The sequence below is a fragment of the Paenibacillus sp. FSL W8-0194 genome (genome assembly GCF_037969745.1).
Taxonomy (GTDB): Bacteria; Bacillota; Bacilli; order Paenibacillales; family Paenibacillaceae; genus Paenibacillus_AQ; species Paenibacillus_AQ cookii.
Genome location: NZ_CP150205.1, coordinates 5,886,398 through 5,904,080, shown reverse-complemented (window position 1 = coordinate 5,904,080; position 17,683 = coordinate 5,886,398). Strand labels below are relative to the sequence as shown.

16 protein-coding genes and 1 tRNA gene are annotated in these 17,683 nt (G+C 51.8%); 15 read left to right on the top strand and 2 right to left on the bottom strand.

Going from position 1 to position 17,683, the window contains the following annotated elements:
• Window positions 1-2: 2 nt before the first annotated feature.
• The gene (locus MKY58_RS27265; RefSeq protein WP_036710754.1) at window positions 3-503 is read left to right on the top strand and encodes a DUF4446 family protein; all 501 of its coding nucleotides are present in this window, start codon (window positions 3-5) and stop codon (window positions 501-503) included.
• Here the strand turns inward: MKY58_RS27265 and yyaC are convergent.
• Window positions 478-1,083: a spore protease YyaC gene (yyaC, locus tag MKY58_RS27260; RefSeq protein ID WP_212952019.1), complete on the bottom strand. Its 606-nt coding sequence runs from the start codon at window positions 1,081-1,083 to the stop codon at window positions 478-480. The genes MKY58_RS27265 and yyaC overlap by 26 nt on opposite strands.
• Window positions 1,084-1,195: 112 nt before the next feature.
• Here yyaC and MKY58_RS27255 point away from each other — a divergent pair, with 112 nt between their 5' ends.
• The 4 genes from MKY58_RS27255 to MKY58_RS27240 all read left to right on the top strand — a co-directional run bounded on the left by MKY58_RS27255 (window position 1,196) and on the right by MKY58_RS27240 (window position 2,769).
• Complete coding sequence (locus tag MKY58_RS27255; protein ID WP_339322837.1) at window positions 1,196-1,450, top strand: DUF3343 domain-containing protein; 255 nt, start codon at window positions 1,196-1,198, stop codon at window positions 1,448-1,450.
• A gap of 52 nt (window positions 1,451-1,502) precedes the next feature.
• On the top strand, window positions 1,503-2,372 hold the full coding sequence (locus MKY58_RS27250; protein ID WP_339325258.1) for a mechanosensitive ion channel family protein: 870 nt from the start codon (window positions 1,503-1,505) through the stop codon (window positions 2,370-2,372).
• A 19-nt stretch (window positions 2,373-2,391) separates the two neighbouring features.
• A complete protein-coding gene (locus MKY58_RS27245) occupies window positions 2,392-2,619 on the top strand; it encodes a DUF951 domain-containing protein (RefSeq protein ID WP_339322836.1) in 228 nt (75 codons plus the stop codon).
• 59 nt (window positions 2,620-2,678) lie between these two features.
• Window positions 2,679-2,769 (top strand) — tRNA-Ser (locus tag MKY58_RS27240).
• A gap of 421 nt (window positions 2,770-3,190) precedes the next feature.
• On the opposite strand, the gene MKY58_RS27235 is transcribed toward MKY58_RS27240, so the two are convergent.
• Window positions 3,191-3,385 (bottom strand): YjzC family protein, encoded by a 195-nt coding sequence (locus MKY58_RS27235; RefSeq protein ID WP_036710736.1) that lies wholly within the window; start codon window positions 3,383-3,385, stop codon window positions 3,191-3,193.
• Between the two features lie 203 nt (window positions 3,386-3,588).
• On the opposite strand from MKY58_RS27235, the gene rpsF reads away from it, so the two are divergent.
• The 10 genes from rpsF (at window position 3,589) to MKY58_RS27185 (ending at window position 17,623) form a co-directional block, all read left to right on the top strand.
• The gene (rpsF, locus tag MKY58_RS27230; RefSeq protein ID WP_036710734.1) at window positions 3,589-3,873 is read left to right on the top strand and encodes a 30S ribosomal protein S6; all 285 of its coding nucleotides are present in this window, start codon (window positions 3,589-3,591) and stop codon (window positions 3,871-3,873) included.
• Between the two features lie 49 nt (window positions 3,874-3,922).
• Window positions 3,923-4,402, top strand: coding sequence for a single-stranded DNA-binding protein (gene ssb / locus MKY58_RS27225; protein WP_339322835.1), 480 nt, complete (start codon window positions 3,923-3,925; stop codon window positions 4,400-4,402).
• Window positions 4,403-4,424: 22 nt separating this feature from the next.
• The gene (gene rpsR, locus MKY58_RS27220) at window positions 4,425-4,697 is read left to right on the top strand and encodes a 30S ribosomal protein S18 (RefSeq protein WP_036710728.1); all 273 of its coding nucleotides are present in this window, start codon (window positions 4,425-4,427) and stop codon (window positions 4,695-4,697) included.
• Between the two features lie 344 nt (window positions 4,698-5,041).
• Complete coding sequence (locus MKY58_RS27215) at window positions 5,042-6,877, top strand: histidine kinase (protein ID WP_339322834.1); 1,836 nt, start codon at window positions 5,042-5,044, stop codon at window positions 6,875-6,877.
• Window positions 6,870-8,393, top strand: coding sequence for a response regulator transcription factor (locus MKY58_RS27210; protein WP_339322833.1), 1,524 nt, complete (start codon window positions 6,870-6,872; stop codon window positions 8,391-8,393). Before MKY58_RS27215 ends, MKY58_RS27210 begins: the two co-directional genes overlap by 8 nt.
• 354 nt (window positions 8,394-8,747) lie before the next feature.
• Window positions 8,748-10,238 carry an ABC transporter substrate-binding protein gene (locus tag MKY58_RS27205; protein ID WP_339322832.1) on the top strand — a complete coding sequence of 497 codons (1,491 nt, stop codon included), beginning with the start codon at window positions 8,748-8,750 and terminating at the stop codon, window positions 10,236-10,238.
• An 83-nt stretch (window positions 10,239-10,321) separates the two neighbouring features.
• Window positions 10,322-11,251, top strand: a complete 930-nt coding sequence (locus MKY58_RS27200; protein WP_339322831.1) for an ABC transporter permease subunit — start codon at window positions 10,322-10,324, stop codon at window positions 11,249-11,251.
• Between the two features lie 25 nt (window positions 11,252-11,276).
• The gene (locus MKY58_RS27195; RefSeq protein ID WP_212952023.1) at window positions 11,277-12,194 is read left to right on the top strand and encodes a carbohydrate ABC transporter permease; all 918 of its coding nucleotides are present in this window, start codon (window positions 11,277-11,279) and stop codon (window positions 12,192-12,194) included.
• A gap of 33 nt (window positions 12,195-12,227) precedes the next feature.
• On the top strand, window positions 12,228-14,531 hold the full coding sequence (locus MKY58_RS27190; protein WP_339322830.1) for a glycoside hydrolase family 3 N-terminal domain-containing protein: 2,304 nt from the start codon (window positions 12,228-12,230) through the stop codon (window positions 14,529-14,531).
• Window positions 14,531-17,623 (top strand): alpha-mannosidase, encoded by a 3,093-nt coding sequence (locus MKY58_RS27185; protein ID WP_339322829.1) that lies wholly within the window; start codon window positions 14,531-14,533, stop codon window positions 17,621-17,623. Before MKY58_RS27190 ends, MKY58_RS27185 begins: the two co-directional genes overlap by 1 nt.
• The last annotated feature ends 60 nt before the right edge of the window (window positions 17,624-17,683 follow it).

The following is a 17,683-nucleotide window of genomic DNA, read 5'->3' as shown; positions in this document are numbered from 1 at the left end:
CAATGTCGGACTTGAATAGTTTAATTTTAGAACAGTTGCAGTGGTTTATCGGCGGAGGCATACTCCTCATTTTGATCCTGCTCGTAATGGTATTGACGCAAGGCGCGAAGCTTAGAAAAATGCGCCGGAAATACGACCTGATGATGGCAGGCAGCGGTGTGGAAAATTTGGAGACGCTGCTCATCGACCTGAAAGTGCAAATGGATTCGATCGAGGATGAACATGAGCAGCAGCGCAAAACGCTGGAAACCGTCCTGGCCAAACTGCAGCAGGTCAAAGGGAAGATCGGCATCAAACGGTACAATGCATTTAGCGGTCAAGGCAGCGATTTGAGCTTTTCGATTGCAATTGTGGACGAAAAGAAAAATGGAGTTGTCATCTCGGCCCTTTACAGCCGTGACAGCTCCTATGTATATGCCAAACCGCTTGCGGCAGGCGAATCGTCGTATGCCCTGTCTCCCGAAGAGGTAGAGGCCATCAGTCTAGCCTCGCAACAAGCGTAGAACGGGATTTCCATTCCTGGATCGCCGAATGCAGACTGGACGCAATAATTTCCGATAAACGAACGACCAAACTTAATCGCGTATTTTGCAGCACGAAATATTCCATGAAGCCGCCGACATTAACGATACCCGTCAAATGGATATCGCCAACCGGCGGTAATTCTTTATGTACGCCTGCGCCGGGCTTGAGGGGGCCGCTGGCGACTTGGATGCAGCCGACGCTCGAAGATTGCCCGAGGCAAGCATCGATGCCGATCACGAATGGACGGTCGTGAAGGGCATAGATGGTCGAAAGCGTTTCTTGCAAATTGACGGCATGGACGGGCTCGTCCAGCGTGCCGTAAAGATGGAACCATGGGCTTTTGTAGCGGGCGAGGGCCGTGCCGACCAAAGGGCCCAAGCAATCCCCGGTAGAGCGGTCCGTGCCGATGCAGACGACCACGACAGGTTGTTGTTCTTCGGCCTGGGACAAATAAAACAAAAGACGATGAATGATAGCGGAATGGATTTCAGGATCGGTATGTGGTATTTTTAAGCATGAGAGCTGCTGGTTCTGGGATGGTTTGGGCAGCTGAGTCATAGAATCTTCCTTTCAAATGCGATTGGTAGTATCTAGTATATGGACGGCTGCATGTTTTTATACTTCCTCGGGACAAGCAATTTATTAGAACGAAAAGGCGGGCAATAATGCAATGGAGTCATGGATGTTGATGGCCTTCGATTCGACGCAGCAGGCTCTTCGGGCGGAAATGCTGCTGGAATATGCCGATATTGAAATCGATTTATGCCCAACGCCGAAGACGATTACGGCGGGCTGCGCGTTATCAATCCAATTTCCGAAGGAGGAGCTGGCTTCCGTACAGCAGATCATTGTACAGGAGCAAGTGGAGATCAGAGGAATCTACTATAAAGACAATCATGATAGATATATAAGCATCGAGGGATAGGAGATCGATCAAGATGATGAATCCACAATGGCTCGAAACGGCAAACAGCGAAATGGAAGGAGCTGTGGATAAAGCGTTGAAGTTCAGCGATAAGTTTTTGGACTGGATTACGAATGTGGATATGTGGACAAATGTGATGTTTTCAAGCATCCGCATTGTCGTGTTATTTATCGTGACCCGGATCGCCATCCGAGTCGTTTCCAAAATTATCGACCGGTCGCTGGAACGCCACCAGCAGAGCCGGATCAATGTCAATCCGCGCCGGTTTGCCACGGTCGGGGAGCTTCTGAAAAATATAACGGCCGTCACCTGCAATTTCGTCATGGTGCTGCTCATCTTGTCCGAGTTTAATTTCAAGCTGGGTCCGTTGTTGGCGGGAGCAGGGGTGCTGGGCCTTGCCATCGGTTTCGGCGCCCAGAGCTTGGTGAAGGACGTCATTACGGGCTTTTTCATTATATTGGAGGATCAGTTTGCGGTGGGGGACGTCATTCAGACGGGAACCTACAAAGGCACGGTTGAAGTCATCGGCCTGCGTTCCACCCGCCTTGTGAGCATGAACGGGGAAACGCATATTTTGCCTAACGGGATGATTACGAGCGTGACGAATTTTTCCTTGTCCAATGCGCTCGCAATGGTCGATTTGCCGGTCAAAAACGAACGTTCGCTGGAGGACACCGTGGGCTTGATTAAGCAAGCGCTGACGGGCGTTCAGGAGGAAAACCCGAATCTTATGGCGGTGCCCGACGTTCTCGGCATTCAGTCCTTGAGCACCAGCGAGTACGTGATTCGCATTGTGGCGCAGTGCCTGCCTAATACGAGGGCGGAAGTGGAGCGGGCCATTTTGGAGCATATCAAGCAAGCGTTGGAAGCCGAAGAGCAGCAAAAGCAAGCGTTAAGCGAGATGGCGGCTTCGGAAGAATAAAAAGGGGAGGCATGGTCAAATGGAACGGAAAGTGTTTCAACTCGGCGATATCGTGCAAATGAAAAAAAATCACCCTTGCGGCAGCAACGAAATGGAAATCATTCGCATGGGGATGGACATTCGGATCAAGTGCGTCGGATGCCAGCACAGCGTTCTGATTCCCCGCGCCAAGTTCGAAAAAAACATGAAAAAAGTGCTCCGCTCCAAAAATGCAGGCGAGGAAACGCAGGAGTCGAACGAAAAGTAATCTTTTGTAAAACAGCTATTGCATATTTTGTCCTCTTGTGATAGAATAAGTTTTGCTGCGGAAAGGTACCCAAGAGGTCTAAGGGGGCTGACTCGAAATCAGTTAGGCGTCGCAAGGCGTGCGAGGGTTCGAATCCCTCTCTTTCCGCCACATTCCCTTTTTCATCAAATATACTTCATAGATTAACGTAATTGGACAAAACCTTTGGCCCGTCATCGCCAGAGGTTTTTTACGTTGTATGGGGTTGTGCAGGCGAAATGCTGACACTTCAATAAAACACCAAAGGAGAACCCGAAGGTTCTCCAGTTTGGCAGACGGCTACTCAATGGATTTTGGAATTCGTTCTACAACAAAACGTCATTGAAACTTCGGATAAAGCCGCGGAGCAATCTCCATTGCTCCAGACAAAATGTCTTTGGCACGTCCCCTCGCTTCTTTTAGTTATGCTGTTTCAGACTTCCAGTGATTTGTTACGCAGCTCAGGCCCAACGGAACCACACCTCTCTCGTAACCGTCTGATTGTATCATCTGCATTTCGGCAGCGGATTATGCATCCGCGTCTAAAAAATTTTTAGTGGACCCGAGCTTTGGTTTTCTTTTTCCACTTCCGGTCTTTGTTGGTCGTTTCCGGAAACGTCTCGCCGCGCTCCATCGTGATCATCTTCGGATTCTGGATTTCGGTATGGAAGCTGGCTTCCCCGACCTCCATATATACCCCAGGGTTCGGCGCCTTGTCGCCAGGCTCGAATTCGGTTTTTTCACCCATGGCACAAACCTCCTTATCGAAATGAAAATGGACTGCTTCTGTAGTGTTTACACATCGGGGGGATTCATGTGCCCGTTAATTTTGCCAATTCAGGCATGCTTGCATTCGGTCGGGCGTTTTGATATATTAATATGGTGCGAGTTTAGACTCGCTCCTTGCTCCTGACGCGATCAGGGGCCGAAGTCCATAAGGAGGTGAAAAATATGCGCAAATATGAAGTGATGTACATTATTCGTCCGGACATTGAACAAGAAGCCGTTCAAGCTGCAGTCGAAAAATTCCAAGGCATCATCTCCAACGGTGGGGAAATCACGAAGCACGAAGTGATGGGCAAACGCCGTCTTGCGTATGAGATCAAGAAATTCCGTGATGGCACTTTCGTTCTGGTAAACTTCACTGCAACTCCTGAAGTTGTTGCCGAACTCGAGCGTATCATGAAAATTTCCGACGAAGTAATTCGTTATCTCATTACTCTTGACGTTGCTTAATCCAAGCTTTGGCTTGAAGTGATCCATTCGATCGAAGGAGGGGATAGGATTGTTGAACCGTGTAATTTTAATTGGCCGATTGACCAAGGATCCTGAGCTTCGCTACACGCCCGCAGGGGTTGCGGTAACGCAGTTCACGCTGGCGGTAGACAGACCGTTTACGTCGCAAGGCGGAGAGCGGGAAGCGGATTTTATTCCAGTGGTGACTTGGAGACAGCTCGCTGAGACCTGCGCGAACTACTTGCGCAAAGGCCGTTTGACGGCCGTGGAAGGTCGCATCCAGGTGCGGAACTACGAAAATAACGAAGGTAGACGCGTATACGTCACCGAAGTCATTGCCGATAACGTACGTTTCCTGGAATCGAACCGCGAAGGCGGCAGCGGCGGCGGCCAAGGACCGCGTGAAGACTCCTCTCTCGGAGGCGGAAGCCGCGGGAATAACAATTACTCCCGGAGCAATTCCAATCAAGATCCTTTTTTCGATGACGGAAAACCGATAGACATATCGGATGATGATTTGCCATTTTAAATACGGAAAGGACTGAAACAGCATGGCTTTTAAACAAAGAGAAGGCGGAGACAACGATAAAAGACCGGCTCGCCGCGGCGGCCGTAACAAACGTCGTAAAGTGTGCTACTTCACTGTGAACAAAATTACTCACATTGATTATAAAGACACGGATCTGCTGAAAAAATTCATTAGCGAACGCGGAAAAATTTTGCCTCGCCGTGTAACCGGCACGAGCGCAAAATACCAACGCATGCTGACGATTGCGATCAAACGCTCCCGTCAAATCGCATTGCTGCCATACACAACGGAATAATTCCGTTTCGGCTATAGAAGGGCCAGTATTCTGGGTTTACCAGGATGCTGGCCTTTTTGGTTTTATTTTGCCTCTGAATACCTGCATAACGATCTACATAAAAAGCCACTCTCAGGTGCACAGCATTGGAAGCTTGTGCGAATTTTCAAATTTCCCGGGCAATGACGATTGGACCCAAGGCTTTGCAAGCGGCGTTCTTCAAAAGGCAAAAACGCATGCTAATTGGCTCCAAAGATGCCCAATCGCCAGATGGAGGTAGAGAAGAAGGAGATCTGTCCGCCCTATGTTATAATAATGATGATCAGCGCATGTTCAAATCGACTCGTCGGCAGGAGGGAAGCTTCATGGGAATCGGCAGAATATACAGAAACTATTTTAAGAACAATATGTTCATGAAGATCCTTCTGATCTTCACTTTCATCGCCATTGTGACGATTGTAATATTGTCATACCTGATGATTTCCTCCTTGTCGCAGTCGATCGTAAATAAAGAACTGGATAACCAAAAAGCCGCCATGGAAAGCGTAAGCAGGTACATCGACAATCGGCACCATGCGATAGAGAATATTGCAAGGGACATGTACCGAAACGAAACCTTGTTTTCCAATATCTCATTTTTAATGGAAAACCCTTATGCCGAATACGTGCAGCACCGTATGGATCAGTTTAATGTTCAATCGAACGGGGATTCGACGGACGCGCTTCAATATTTTCAAAATATCATGGACGAAAACGGCGATATCCGAAACCTGATGCTGTACGGGTCAGAACATCAGTATCTCTCTATTTTTAAATCGAACAAGCAGTTTAAGCAGCTCTCCACCAATTTCGCCAATTCCTATATTCCCGAGGTTATGGCCATGGAAACGAAAGGCATTGCGGCTCCAAATGTTTGGATTCGCAAAGCGGCCGATCAATGGGATAAGGAATTATATGCGATTAGAGTGCCCATCAACAACAAGCAGCTGAAAAATGCCGGCCAATTTTTGGTTTACCTTGATTCCAACAGCATTTTGAATGCGCTTGAAACCTATAAAAACGGCTACAAAGGAAGCATCGTCGTCCTTTCTTCGTCGGGAGACGTCCTTTTTGATTCGGAAGGAAAATATTACGGCAAAACCTACCCTTACGTGGACGTCACGGATTCGCTTTTTGATGATCCGCAGGCGGGGCTGACCCGAAGCGGGGAAAGCATGTATATTAACAAGCTGATCTCCGCCGAAGGGGGATACGTGGTCATTGGCGCCGTTCCGAAAAATGAAATCGCATCAAGCTATTCGGGCGTGCGGCAGACGATCATTACGATCAGCGCGATTTGCATCTTGTTTGCGGTTCTTTTCCCGGCGCTGTTCATCATCAATTTTGCCAATCGGACCAACCGGATCATCAAATTTACGCGGAAGGTAAAAAACGGCGATTTTGCCGCCAGAATCGACGATCCGCGCGAGGACGAGCTGGGGCAAATCTCGCGGAGCTTCAACGATATGCTGGATGAGCTGAATGCGTACATCGAACGGGTATACAAGGCGGAAATCAAACAGAAACAGACGGAGCTTGTCGCGCTTCAGGCCCGAGTCAACCCTCACTTTTTGTATAACACGTTGGAGGTTATCCGGATGAGGGCGATTTCCCAAGGAGCGAAAGACGTCGGGGAAATGATCTATAGCTTGTCCGTCCTGTTCAAAAGCCTGGTGCAGCAAAAAAGGAATTACACGCTTAAAGACGAGCTGGAAACCTGCCGCCTATATCTCGAGCTGTTTAGAATACGGTACAAGGACAAGTTTGATTATACGATCACTTATGGCCCGGAGCTCGCCGATAAAGCGGTCATGAAGCTATCGCTCCAACCGATCATAGAGAACTATATCATTCACGGCATTCGAACGGAGAGGTACGATAACCGCTTGTCGGTCGAGATCAGGGAAGAAGGCGATATGCTCATCGCCGAAGTGCGCGACAACGGAAAAGGAATCGAGCCGGATCGCTTGAACGAAATTCGGGAGGAGCTGGAGAAACCGGAGGAAAGCGGCAAAATGTTCGGACTCCGAAGCGTTCATAGCCGTCTCCGTTTTCTGTACGGGCCTGCATACGGAATCGAGATTCAAAGTCGGCCGGATGAGGGCACGGTCATTACCGTGCGTTATCCAAGCCGGGAAGGAACGGATGCTGAACATGTATAAAGTATTTATTGTGGATGACGAACCGTTTATCATTGAAGGATTGTACGATATTTTGGATTGGGCGTCTTTCGGCCTGGAAATCGTCGGGCACGCGGAAAACGGACGGCAGGCGCTGGAGGCGCTGGCTATGATTCCCGCAGACCTGCTGATTACCGACATATCCATGCCGGTGATGGATGGCCTCAGCCTCATCGCTGAAGCCCGGAAGCTTCATCAGGAGTTAAAGGTGATCATCCTCAGCGGGTTTAATGAATTCGACTACCTGAAAGAGGGTATGAAACTGGGCATTGAAAACTACCTGCTGAAGCCGATCAACGTAGAGGAACTGGAGTCCACGCTGCGCAATACGGTGGAAAAGATGAACAGCATGAAATCCGACGAGCTGTACGATGCCTTCGATATGCAGATTTTGAAGGACAATACGCTTTACCGGTGGTTGACGGGACAAATCGGCGAGGCGGAATTTCGGGAACGGGCCGATTTGCTGGGGCTTGATTTGATGAAGCCGTATTTAATCGTTGCCGTCATTCGGACCAACGGGGATACGACCGAGGGCTTGAACCGGATCGGCGAGCGTTGGAGCAAATCGGAAGGGATTACGTCTTTCCGCGATGTGGACGGCGACCTGGTTTGGGTCGGGTGCATGCAGCATTGGACCGAAGGGAAAAAGAACTTTATGGAACGGCTTGAGCGTCTTTCCGACGAATATGCGCAATTAAGCGTCCCTGTCCGAATCGGGGTAGGCAGCGTGGTGCAGCTTCCGGAGGAAGCTTCGCTCAGCTATAGGCAGGCTAAAAAATCGCTGGAGTATTTTATGGTATATCCCGACCGGTCCGTTTTGGATTACGGGAATCTTGAAGGAAGAAGCGAAGGCGGCGATCGCCGGTTGTCCATCCACTGGGAGGAATACGGCAAGCTTATTTTGGCCAGGGATCTTGAAGGGTTGGAGCGGAGAATCAAAGCGGATTTACTGCAAATGCAGGGGATGGAGGGCATCCGGCCGGAAGACCTCCGCAACGCCGGTTTGGAGCTCGTCATCCGGTTCAAGATGGAGCTGGAGCAGATCAAGCATACGGACGAGTCGGATATCTTTAAACAAGCGCTGACGGACGTCCGGAACAGCGGCACCTTCGACGAACTGGCCGCTTCGCTTCAATCGGTGGCCAAAGCAACGGTGTCTTCGCTGCTGCAGGACGTCAAGAACCCCGTGGTCAGCCAGGTGCTCAGTTATATTCACGGGCATTATGCCGATGAACTTTCCCTGAAAACGCTTGGCGCGCAATACCATATCCATCCGGTCTATTTGGGACAGCTTTTCCATAAGGAAACCGGGGAGTCGTTTGCGGAATACATCAACAAATACCGGATCGAAAAAGCGAAGGAGCAGCTGAAAAACACCAACCTGAAGGTGCACGAAATCGCTAGAAACGTTGGTTATTGGGAAACGGGGTACTTCTATAAACAATTCAGGAAATACGTCGGGATTTCACCGACCGATTATAAAAGCTTGGGGTGATCCAAGCCGCATACTCTGGATGATCATGGACTTTGCATCAAAATGCGGGTCCGCTTTCATTCAGAGTATTTTTGTTTATTTTCAGAAAAGTTAAGAGCGTTATCATCTGCGGCGGAGCGGGAATTAAAAGCGGTTTCAGCCGAATTGACAAAATCATGCAAAAATCGAATCTTTTCTTTAATTTGTACCCTGATTTATTAGATTTATCTTCTTTTTGAAACTGCTTTCATTCGGTAAGGTTAACTTAGTTAGTACAGACAAGCCAGAGCGCTTAAATAGAGAAACGCATCTGGCGCCCGCCCGCGAGCCGGGCCGGGAAGAGATGCTTGAAGCATTCAAAAGGGAGGATTATACATGAGCAAGAGTAAAAAAAGCTTCTCGTTCGCACTGGCCATGTTGACGGCCTTGACGCTTGTCCTCAGTGCCTGTGGGGGAGGAAGCAACAGCGCCGAAAGCGATTCCGCCTCCGGAGGAAAAGATTCCGAAAAACCGGTCAACCTGATCTGGTACACCATCGGAACGCCGCAAAAAGACGTGGACAAGGTCATGGCGGAAGTGAGCAAATATACCAAAGAAAAAATCAACGCAACCGTTACGATGAAAATGGTCGATTGGGGCGATTACGCGCAAAAAATGCAGGTCAACGTAGCATCCGGCGAGCCAATGGACATCATGTTCACATCGGCGGGCGGATTCGATTACGTGCAAAACGCAAGAAAAGGCGCATTCATGGAACTTGACGACCTGCTTGAAAAATACGGAAAAGGCATCAAGGAAACGATCGATCCCGCCTTTTTGGAGGGCTCCAAGGTCGACGGCCACAACTACGGCATTCCTGCCAACAAAGAGCTTCCTCAACAAGAGGTATGGCGCTTTAACAAAAAACTGTTAGACAAATACAACATCGACATTACAAAAGTAAGATCACTGGAAAGCATTGAACCGCTTTTGAAGACGATCAAGGAAAAAGAGCCTGGCGTGACGCCGTTCGCGATGGACAAACAGTTTGTGCCTTACGTTCCTTATGATTACGTTATTCAGAACCTGCCGATGGCGGTGAAGCTGGACACGACGGATTACAAAATCGTCGACATCCTTGAAACGCCTGAAATGAAGCAAGCGCTGACAACGATGCACAAATACTATCAAGCCGGTTATGTAGCGTCTGAAGCTGCAACGACGGGTTCCACGAACGATCTGATGACTTCCGGCAACTGGTTCATGGACCGCGCGCAAACTCAGCCGCTGGCCGACAACAGCTGGTCCGCAAGCTACGGATATCCTGTCGTTTCGACGCCGGCAAGCGATCCGATCATTACGAACACTTCCGTACAAGGTTCGATCATGGCGATTTCGGCCAACTCCGAACATCCTGAAAAAGCGATGGAATTCCTGAACCTGCTGAATACGGATCCTGTGCTTCGCAACATGGTCGACTCCGGTATCGAAGGCGTTCACTACAAGAAGGTTGACGACAAGCATATGGAAAACCTTCCGGAATCCAAAAACTACGACATGCCGTCTTACTCTTTGGGCAACAACATGCTGCTGAACCTCAATCCGAATGATCCGGACGACAAATGGGATCAATTCAAGAAGTTCAACGCATCGGGTAAAAATTCTCCAATCCTGAGCTTCAACTTCGACAGCACGAAAGTCGCAACCGAAATGGCTGCCGTTCAAAACGTGAAAGAACAATTCTGGGCATCCCTGATGACCGGTACCGTAGATCCTGAAACCTACCTGCCGAAAGCAATCGCTGCCTTCAAGCAAGCCGGTCTTGACAAAGTCATTGCCGAAGCCCAAAAACAGCTCGACGAATGGAGAGCCGCAAATAACAAGTAACAATTGAACGACATTTTTGGGATCGGGCGGGTGATGATTTCGCCCGATCCTTTTTCATTTTTCAACATTCAGGAGGGAACACGATGGCTGCATTTTTTAAAAACCTCTTAAAGAACAAGGTCATGCTGTTTATGGTGCTGCCCGGTGCGATATGGTTTTTCTTCTTTTCCTATCTGCCGCTTGTGGGTACGATCGTCGCTTTCAAGCAATACCGTTTTAGCCGCGACGGCTTTTGGGCCAGCATCTTCAACAGCAAATGGGTAGGTTGGGACAACTTCAAGTTCCTGTTCAGCACAAGCGATGCTTACACCATTACGCGCAATACGTTATTGTACAACATTGCATTTATCTTTATAGGACTCGTGCTTTCCGTTGCGATGGCCGTTTTGCTGTCCGAACTTGTCGGCAAAACGATGGCCAAAATATATCAAACCGGCATGTTCCTCCCGTATTTTCTGTCCTGGGTCATCGTCGGCTATTTTGCGTTCAGCTTCCTCAGCATGGACCGCGGGATGCTGAACCAGATTCTAGGCTGGTTTGGCGCAGAGCCCGTTCAATGGTATTCCGATCCTAAATATTGGCCTTATATATTGATCTTCGTCAGTTTGTGGAAGTCGGTCGGTTACAACAGCGTCGTGTATCTGGCTTCGATTATGGGCATCGATAAATCCCTTTACGAAGCGGCCATGATCGACGGCGCCAGCAAATGGCAGCAAATCCGCAATATTACGATTCCGATGCTTTCGCCAATCATCATCATTATGACGCTGCTTGCGGTAGGCCGCATTTTCTATGCCGACTTCGGTCTGTTCTATCAAGTTCCGAGAGACTCCGGCACGCTTTACTCGGTGACGAACGTAATCGACACGTACGTATACCGCGGTCTGAAAACGACAGGGGAAATCGGCATGAGTACGGCTGCAGGGCTTTACCAATCGGTTGTCGGTTTTGTTCTTGTCATCGTCTCCAACTTTGTCGTGCGCAAAATCGACAAAGACAGCGCCCTGTTCTAAAAGATTTGAAAGGAGTGTCAGAATTATGGCGAAGGTCATCAGAAAAAAACGGGATTTTCATCATGTGTCCCCCGGTTGGAACGTCGTTCTCAACATCATCGCGGGATTGTTCGCCTTCATATGCGTCTTTCCTTTTTTGTTCGTCGTCATCATCTCTTTAACGGATGAAAAAACGCTGGCGACGGACGGCTACCGCCTGCTTCCGGCCAAATGGAGCTTGGAAGCCTATCGGTTCGTATTTCAAAGCGGGGATACGCTGCTCCGTTCTTACGGGGTAACGATCCTTGTCACTGTTGTAGGCACGATCGTCAGCTTGATCCTGATTTCGCTTTACGCTTATGCGATTTCGCGGAAAAGCTTCCGCTACCGCAGATTTTTCTCCATATTTGCCATTTTGACGATGCTGTTCAACGGCGGCATGATTCCGACTTACATGGTCGTATCGCAGTTGTTGGGTCTGAAAGACAGCCTATGGGCCCTTATCTTGCCGCTGGCTATGAATGCTTTTTATATCATGATTCTTCGGACGTTTTACAGCACCAGCGTTCCTGAGGCGATTATCGAGTCGGGACGGATCGACGGTGCGGGCGATTTCTACATCTTCTTGCGTATCGTGCTGCCTTTGTCCCTGCCCGGCCTCGCAACGATCGGTTTGTTCAGCACGCTCGGCTACTGGAACGACTGGTTTAATGCCCTGTTGTACATCGACAATCCGAATTTGGTGCCGCTGCAATCCATGCTCATGCGGATCGAATCCAGCATTCAGTTCATTCAGCAAAACTCGGCGAATACTTCGCTCAGCATGGCGGCGCTGCAGTCGATTCCGCAGGATACGTCCCGGATGGCGATGGTCGTTCTGGCCACATTGCCGATTATTTTTGCATACCCGTTCTTCCAGCGTTACTTTGTTCAAGGCTTGACCGTAGGTGCCGTAAAAGAATAACAACATCACTATAAGCGGATAGGGAGAGTGGAGATGTTGCTTTATAAGGACACAACGAAATCGGTTGAGGAAAGGGCCGGGCATTTGCTGGGCCTGATGACTTTGGAAGAAAAGGTGGGCCAGCTGGTGCAACCGTTCGGCTGGCAAACCTATGAATATAAAGACGGCGCCGTGACATTGACGGAAACGTTCAAAGAGCAGGTGAAAAACGGCGGCGTAGGTTCCCTCTACGGGGTGCTGCGCGCCGATCCGTGGACCGGCGTCACATTGGAAAACGGTCTGTCGGCCAAAGAAGGGGCCGAGGCCGTCAACCAGATCCAGCGGTACGCCGTGGAACATTCGCGTCTCGGCATTCCGATCCTGATCGGGGAGGAATGCTCGCATGGGCATATGGCGATCGACGGTACGGTATTCCCGGTGCCGCTGCTGTTAGGCAGCACATGGAACGTGGAACTGTACCGCGACATGTGCCGCGCGGTAGCCGCGGAAACCCGCGCCCAAGGGGGAGCGGTAACTTATTCTCCGGTGCTCGACGTGGTGCGCGATCCGCGTTGGGGACGAACGGAGGAATGCTTCTCCGAAGACCCGTACCTGATCGGCGAATTTGCGGCCGCGGCGGTTCAGGGGCTTCAAGGGGAGCGCCTGGACAGCGACGGCAGCGTAGCGGCCACGCTGAAGCATTTTGCCGGATACGGCAGTTCCGAGGGCGGACGCAATGCCGGTCCGGTGCATATGGGCTGGCGCGAGCTGCTTGAAGTGGATCTGTATCCGTTTAAAAAGGCCGTCGAAGCCGGAGCGGCGTCGATCATGCCCGCTTACAACGAGATTGACGGCGTGCCATGTACGGTCAATACCGAGCTGCTCCAAGAAGTGCTGCGGAAGCAATGGGGATTCGACGGCATGGTCATCACCGATTGCGGCGCAATCGATATGCTTGCTGCGGGGCACGACGTGGCCGAAGACGGCCTGGACGCATCGGTGCAGGCGATCGAGGCGGGCATCGACATGGAAATGTCCGGCGAAATGTTTGGGCGTTACTTGCTGGAAGCCATCCATCAAGGGCGGCTGAACGTCGAAGTATTGGACCGGGCGGTGCTTCGGGTGCTGACCCTGAAGTTCAAGCTCGGTTTGTTCGACAATCCTTACGTGGATCCGGATCGGGCCGTGCGCGTCATCGGCAGCGAAAAGCATGTAAGTTTGGCGCGCAAGCTTGCCGAGGAAGGCATCGTACTGCTTAAAAACGAAAACGGAGCGCTGCCGCTTGATGATCGCAGCGGCAAAATTGCGGTCATCGGACCGAATGCGGATGCCGGTTACAACCAGTTGGGCGATTACACGTCGCCGCAGCCGCCGGAAAAAGTGGCGACGGTTTTGAAGGGAATCCGGGCAAGGCTAGCGAAAGAGTCTGAGCGCGTGCTGTACGCACCCGGATGCCGGATCAAAGGCGATGACCGGGAGGGCTTTGAATACGCGCTCGCTTGCGCGAAGCAAGCGGATACCGTCGTGATGGTGGTTGGCGGTTCCAGCGCCCGCGATTTCGGGGAAGGGACCATCGACCTGAGAACCGGGGCTTCGAAGGTTTCGGACAATTCGTGGAACGACATGGACTGCGGCGAAGGGATCGATCGCATGACGCTCGGCCTTGCCGGCGTGCAGCTGGAGCTGATGCAGGAAATCCATAAGCTCAGCAAACGCTTCATCGTCGTTTACATCAACGGGCGTCCGATCGCCGAACCGTGGATCGACGAGCATGCCGACGCCATTCTGGAAGCATGGTACCCCGGACAGGAAGGGGGGCATGCGGTGGCAGGCATTTTGTTCGGCGACGTCAATCCGTCCGGCCGGCTGACCGTGTCCGTGCCGAAGCATGTCGGACAGCTTCCGGTTTATTACAACGGCAAACGGTCGCGCGGCAAGCGGTATTTGGAGGAAGACTCGAAAGCGCGGTATCCGTTCGGATACGGACTCAGCTACACGACCTTTGGTTATGACCGCCTGAACATCACGAAGGATTCCATCGGAGCGAACGAATCGGCGATCGTATCGGTGGATGTGACCAACACCGGCGGCAGGGCCGGAGCAGAGGTAGTACAGCTCTACATCTCGGATGCCGTCAGCAAAGCCAGCCGGCCGCTGATGGAACTGAAAGGGTTCGCCAAGGTTGAGCTTGCGCCGGGAGAAACCAAAACGGTTTCTTTTGAAATAGGAAAAGAGCAACTGCAGTACATTGGGCGGGATCTGGAGCCCGTTGTTGAGCCGGGTCTGTTCCAAGTCCACATCGGAAGGAACGTAAACGATACGCTGAGTACGTATTTGACTGTACGGGAGGATGGATGATGGAACGGATCAGACGTTTTATCCGCGAACTGTCGGAAAACCAGTGGCTTGAGCAAATGGAGTACCGCCGCTGGGAAATTACTCGTTCTTATTATAAACTGCCGGGCGAATACGAGAATTCGGCTCCTTATCCGGAAGGGCAAGGATTGAACTCGTTTCCGAGCAAGCAGGGGACGACCTACTTTTTTAAAACTAAGCTGCAACTACCGGCCGAATGGACGCAAGAGCCATTTGGCCTTGTGTTCAAGTCGGGCGGCGAAGGATTGCTCCGGGTCAACGGAGCTTCCTATCAAGGGTTGGACCGGAACCATACGTACGTTACGCTGGACCCGCGCGTCGTCGGCGAATCTCCGGAGCTGGAAATCGAGCTGTTCGATCCGGTGCCGGAGCCCGTGGATCCGCTGAACCAACAGGCTGTGATCCAGCCTCCGATCACTTCGATTACAAGCCAACTCGTCAAACCGAACCGGGCGGTACAAAGCTTGATGTATACCGTTACGATCGTCCGGGATTCCACCGCGCTGCTGCCGCAGGAGGATTTCCGGCGGGTGAGGCTGATGGAAGCGCTGCATCGGGCCATGGACCGATTCGTGAACATGGACGCGGCCTCGATCCGCGAAGGCGGCGGGATTGCCGACATCGAAACCGAGTTAAGACGGGAAGTTCGGGACATCGGCGGAAACGCCGAAGGATTGGAGCATATGGTCGGCCAGTCCCACATCGATATCGCCTGGCTGTGGCCCGTGCGGGAAACGGTGCGAAAGGCCAGCCGGACGTTTTCGACCGTCGACAGGCTGATGGAGGAGTATCCGGAGTATCGGTATGCGCAAAGCCAGCCGCTTCTGTTCGCCTTTTTGAAGGACAACGATCCTGAACTGTTCGAGCGGGTGAAGGCCCGCATCGCGGAAGGGCGCTGGGAACTCGTCGGGGGCATGTGGGTCGAGCCCGACCTGAATCTGCCGAGCGGCGAATCCCTCATTCGCCAAATGTTGTACGGACAGCGGTTCTATCAGGAGGAATTCGGCAAGACGTCGAACATCGAATGGCTGCCCGATACGTTTGGGTATTGCGCCTCGCTGCCGCAAATTTTAAAGCACGGAAAAGTGGACTATTTCATGACCACCAAGCTGGGCTGGAACGACACCAACCGGTTTCCGTACGATTTGTTCCATTGGGTGGGCATCGACGGGACGCCGATTTTGTCTTATCTCAACCATGGCGTCAATGAACACACGCTGCCGAAAGACATCCACGACCATTGGCAGTCTTACCGGGAGAAGTCCAGGCATAACGAGCAAATGCTTCTCTACGGACATGGAGACGGCGGAGGCGGCGTGACCCGCGAAATGCTGGAATACATCGACCGGTCCGAGCTGATGGTTGGACAACCCGCAAGCCGCTACAGCACGGCAGCACAGTTTTTTGAACGCATTACCGAAGCGAATCCCGCGCTGCCGACGTGGCGGGGCGACTTATATCTCGAACTTCACCGGGGAACCTATACGACCCATGCCCGCAACAAACGAAACAACCGGAAAGCGGAAGCGTTATACCGGGAAGCGGAGCTATGGAATTCGTTGGCGCAGCCGGACATGGCCGCATCGAAGCGGGAAGCCGCATTGCAGCATCTGCATGAAGGCTGGAAGCTGATTCTGTTGAACCAGTTCCATGACATCATCCCGGGTTCGGCCATTACGGAAACGTACGAAACCTCCGATAAAGAATACGGAGAAATTTTTGATAAAGGGAAGTCGGGGCTGCAGGAAGGCGTTCAGGCAATCGCTGCGGCGATCGACACGACCGGGCAGGATGGAATCCCGTATGCCGTGTTCAACAGCCTGGGCTGGAGCCGAAGCGCCACGATCCGCATTGAAACGCAGCAGGGAGCATGGGAGGCTTATGACGAACAGGGTACAAGGCTCGAAACCGACCGGGTCGAGCAAGGCGTATCCGTCCATGTTCCGGAAATTCCCGCATTTGGCTATAAGACGATATGGCTGAAGGACGCAACGGACACGTTATCCTCTCAAAAAACGGAAGAAGGGTTCACGTTCGGGGATACATGGGAAACTTCCTATTACCTTGCCCGTTTTAACGAGCGCGGCGAGATGATCGGGCTGTTCGACAAAAAAGCCGGGCGGGAGATCGTCAAGTCGGGCGAGAGAGCGAACCGGTTCCACTTTTTCCATGACCGACCGACGTTATGGGACGCATGGGACATCGATACGCGGTACGAGCAGCAGCCGGCGGGAGAAGCGGAGTTGCTGGAGAAACGGCTGGTACTCTCGGGACGCACCAAGGACGTGCTTCGCTTCCGCTGGCGGATCGGCCAATCCGAAATCACGCAGGACGTCATCTTTTATCATCATGATCCGCGGATCGACTTTCAAACGCATGTCAGCTGGCATGAAGCGCACAAGCTGCTGAAAGTGGGCTTTCCGATCGACGTGGTGACGGAAAAGGCGACCTACGAAATTCCGTTCGGATCGCTGGAACGGGCGACGCACCGCAATACCAGCTGGGAGCAGGCCCAGTACGAGGTATGCGGGCACCGTTTCGTGGACGTATCCGAGCATGGTTATGGCGTCAGCCTGTTGAACGACTGCAAATACGGCTATGACGTTCAGGGCAGCACGATCCGTTTGTCGCTGCTGCGCGCGCCGAAATGGCCGGATGCAACCGCCGATCTCGGCGAGCACGACTTTACGTATTCGCTGCTTCCGCATTGCGGCGACTGGAGAGACGCCCATACGGTCCGCCATGCGGCGGAACTGAACCAAGAGCTCCCCGTGCTGCCGCTGCAAGCAGGCAAGAAGGGGACGCGCCCTGCCGCGCAGTCCCTCATATCTTTGGATAGCCGGCATGTCGTGCTGGATACGGTAAAACCGGCGGAAGACGGAAACGGCGCGATCCTGCGGTTCTATGAATCTTCCGGCGGCCGGGAGCAGATCGAACTGCAATGGCCCTATGCTTTTGAAGAGGCATATCTTTCGAATGCGCTGGAGGAGCCCGTTCAGAGGCTGGAACCGGACGAAGGACGTCTGACCTTGTCTTTTGCTCCGTTCGAGATTAAAACGGTACTCCTCCGATAACCGATTCCGATAGGATATACAGTGTTTTTCAATCCGGGTTCCCGCAGGGACCATGCATGG

Coding starts and splice junctions, on each gene's coding strand:
- MKY58_RS27200 (WP_339322831.1), top strand. CDS start 10,322: ATGGCTGCATTTTTTAAAAACCTCTTAAAGAACAAGGTCATGCTGTTT.
- MKY58_RS27235 (WP_036710736.1), bottom strand. CDS start 3,385: ATGGGTGAAAAAACCGAATTCGAGCCTGGCGACAAGGCGCCGAACCCT.
- MKY58_RS27185 (WP_339322829.1), top strand. CDS start 14,531: ATGGAACGGATCAGACGTTTTATCCGCGAACTGTCGGAAAACCAGTGG.
- MKY58_RS27245 (WP_339322836.1), top strand. CDS start 2,392: ATGGAACGGAAAGTGTTTCAACTCGGCGATATCGTGCAAATGAAAAAA.
- MKY58_RS27215 (WP_339322834.1), top strand. CDS start 5,042: ATGGGAATCGGCAGAATATACAGAAACTATTTTAAGAACAATATGTTC.
- MKY58_RS27205 (WP_339322832.1), top strand. CDS start 8,748: ATGAGCAAGAGTAAAAAAAGCTTCTCGTTCGCACTGGCCATGTTGACG.
- rpsR (WP_036710728.1), top strand. CDS start 4,425: ATGGCTTTTAAACAAAGAGAAGGCGGAGACAACGATAAAAGACCGGCT.
- MKY58_RS27190 (WP_339322830.1), top strand. CDS start 12,228: ATGTTGCTTTATAAGGACACAACGAAATCGGTTGAGGAAAGGGCCGGG.
- MKY58_RS27255 (WP_339322837.1), top strand. CDS start 1,196: ATGGAGTCATGGATGTTGATGGCCTTCGATTCGACGCAGCAGGCTCTT.
- MKY58_RS27265 (WP_036710754.1), top strand. CDS start 3: ATGTCGGACTTGAATAGTTTAATTTTAGAACAGTTGCAGTGGTTTATC.
- yyaC (WP_212952019.1), bottom strand. CDS start 1,083: ATGACTCAGCTGCCCAAACCATCCCAGAACCAGCAGCTCTCATGCTTA.
- rpsF (WP_036710734.1), top strand. CDS start 3,589: ATGCGCAAATATGAAGTGATGTACATTATTCGTCCGGACATTGAACAA.
- MKY58_RS27195 (WP_212952023.1), top strand. CDS start 11,277: ATGGCGAAGGTCATCAGAAAAAAACGGGATTTTCATCATGTGTCCCCC.
- MKY58_RS27250 (WP_339325258.1), top strand. CDS start 1,503: ATGGAAGGAGCTGTGGATAAAGCGTTGAAGTTCAGCGATAAGTTTTTG.
- MKY58_RS27210 (WP_339322833.1), top strand. CDS start 6,870: ATGTATAAAGTATTTATTGTGGATGACGAACCGTTTATCATTGAAGGA.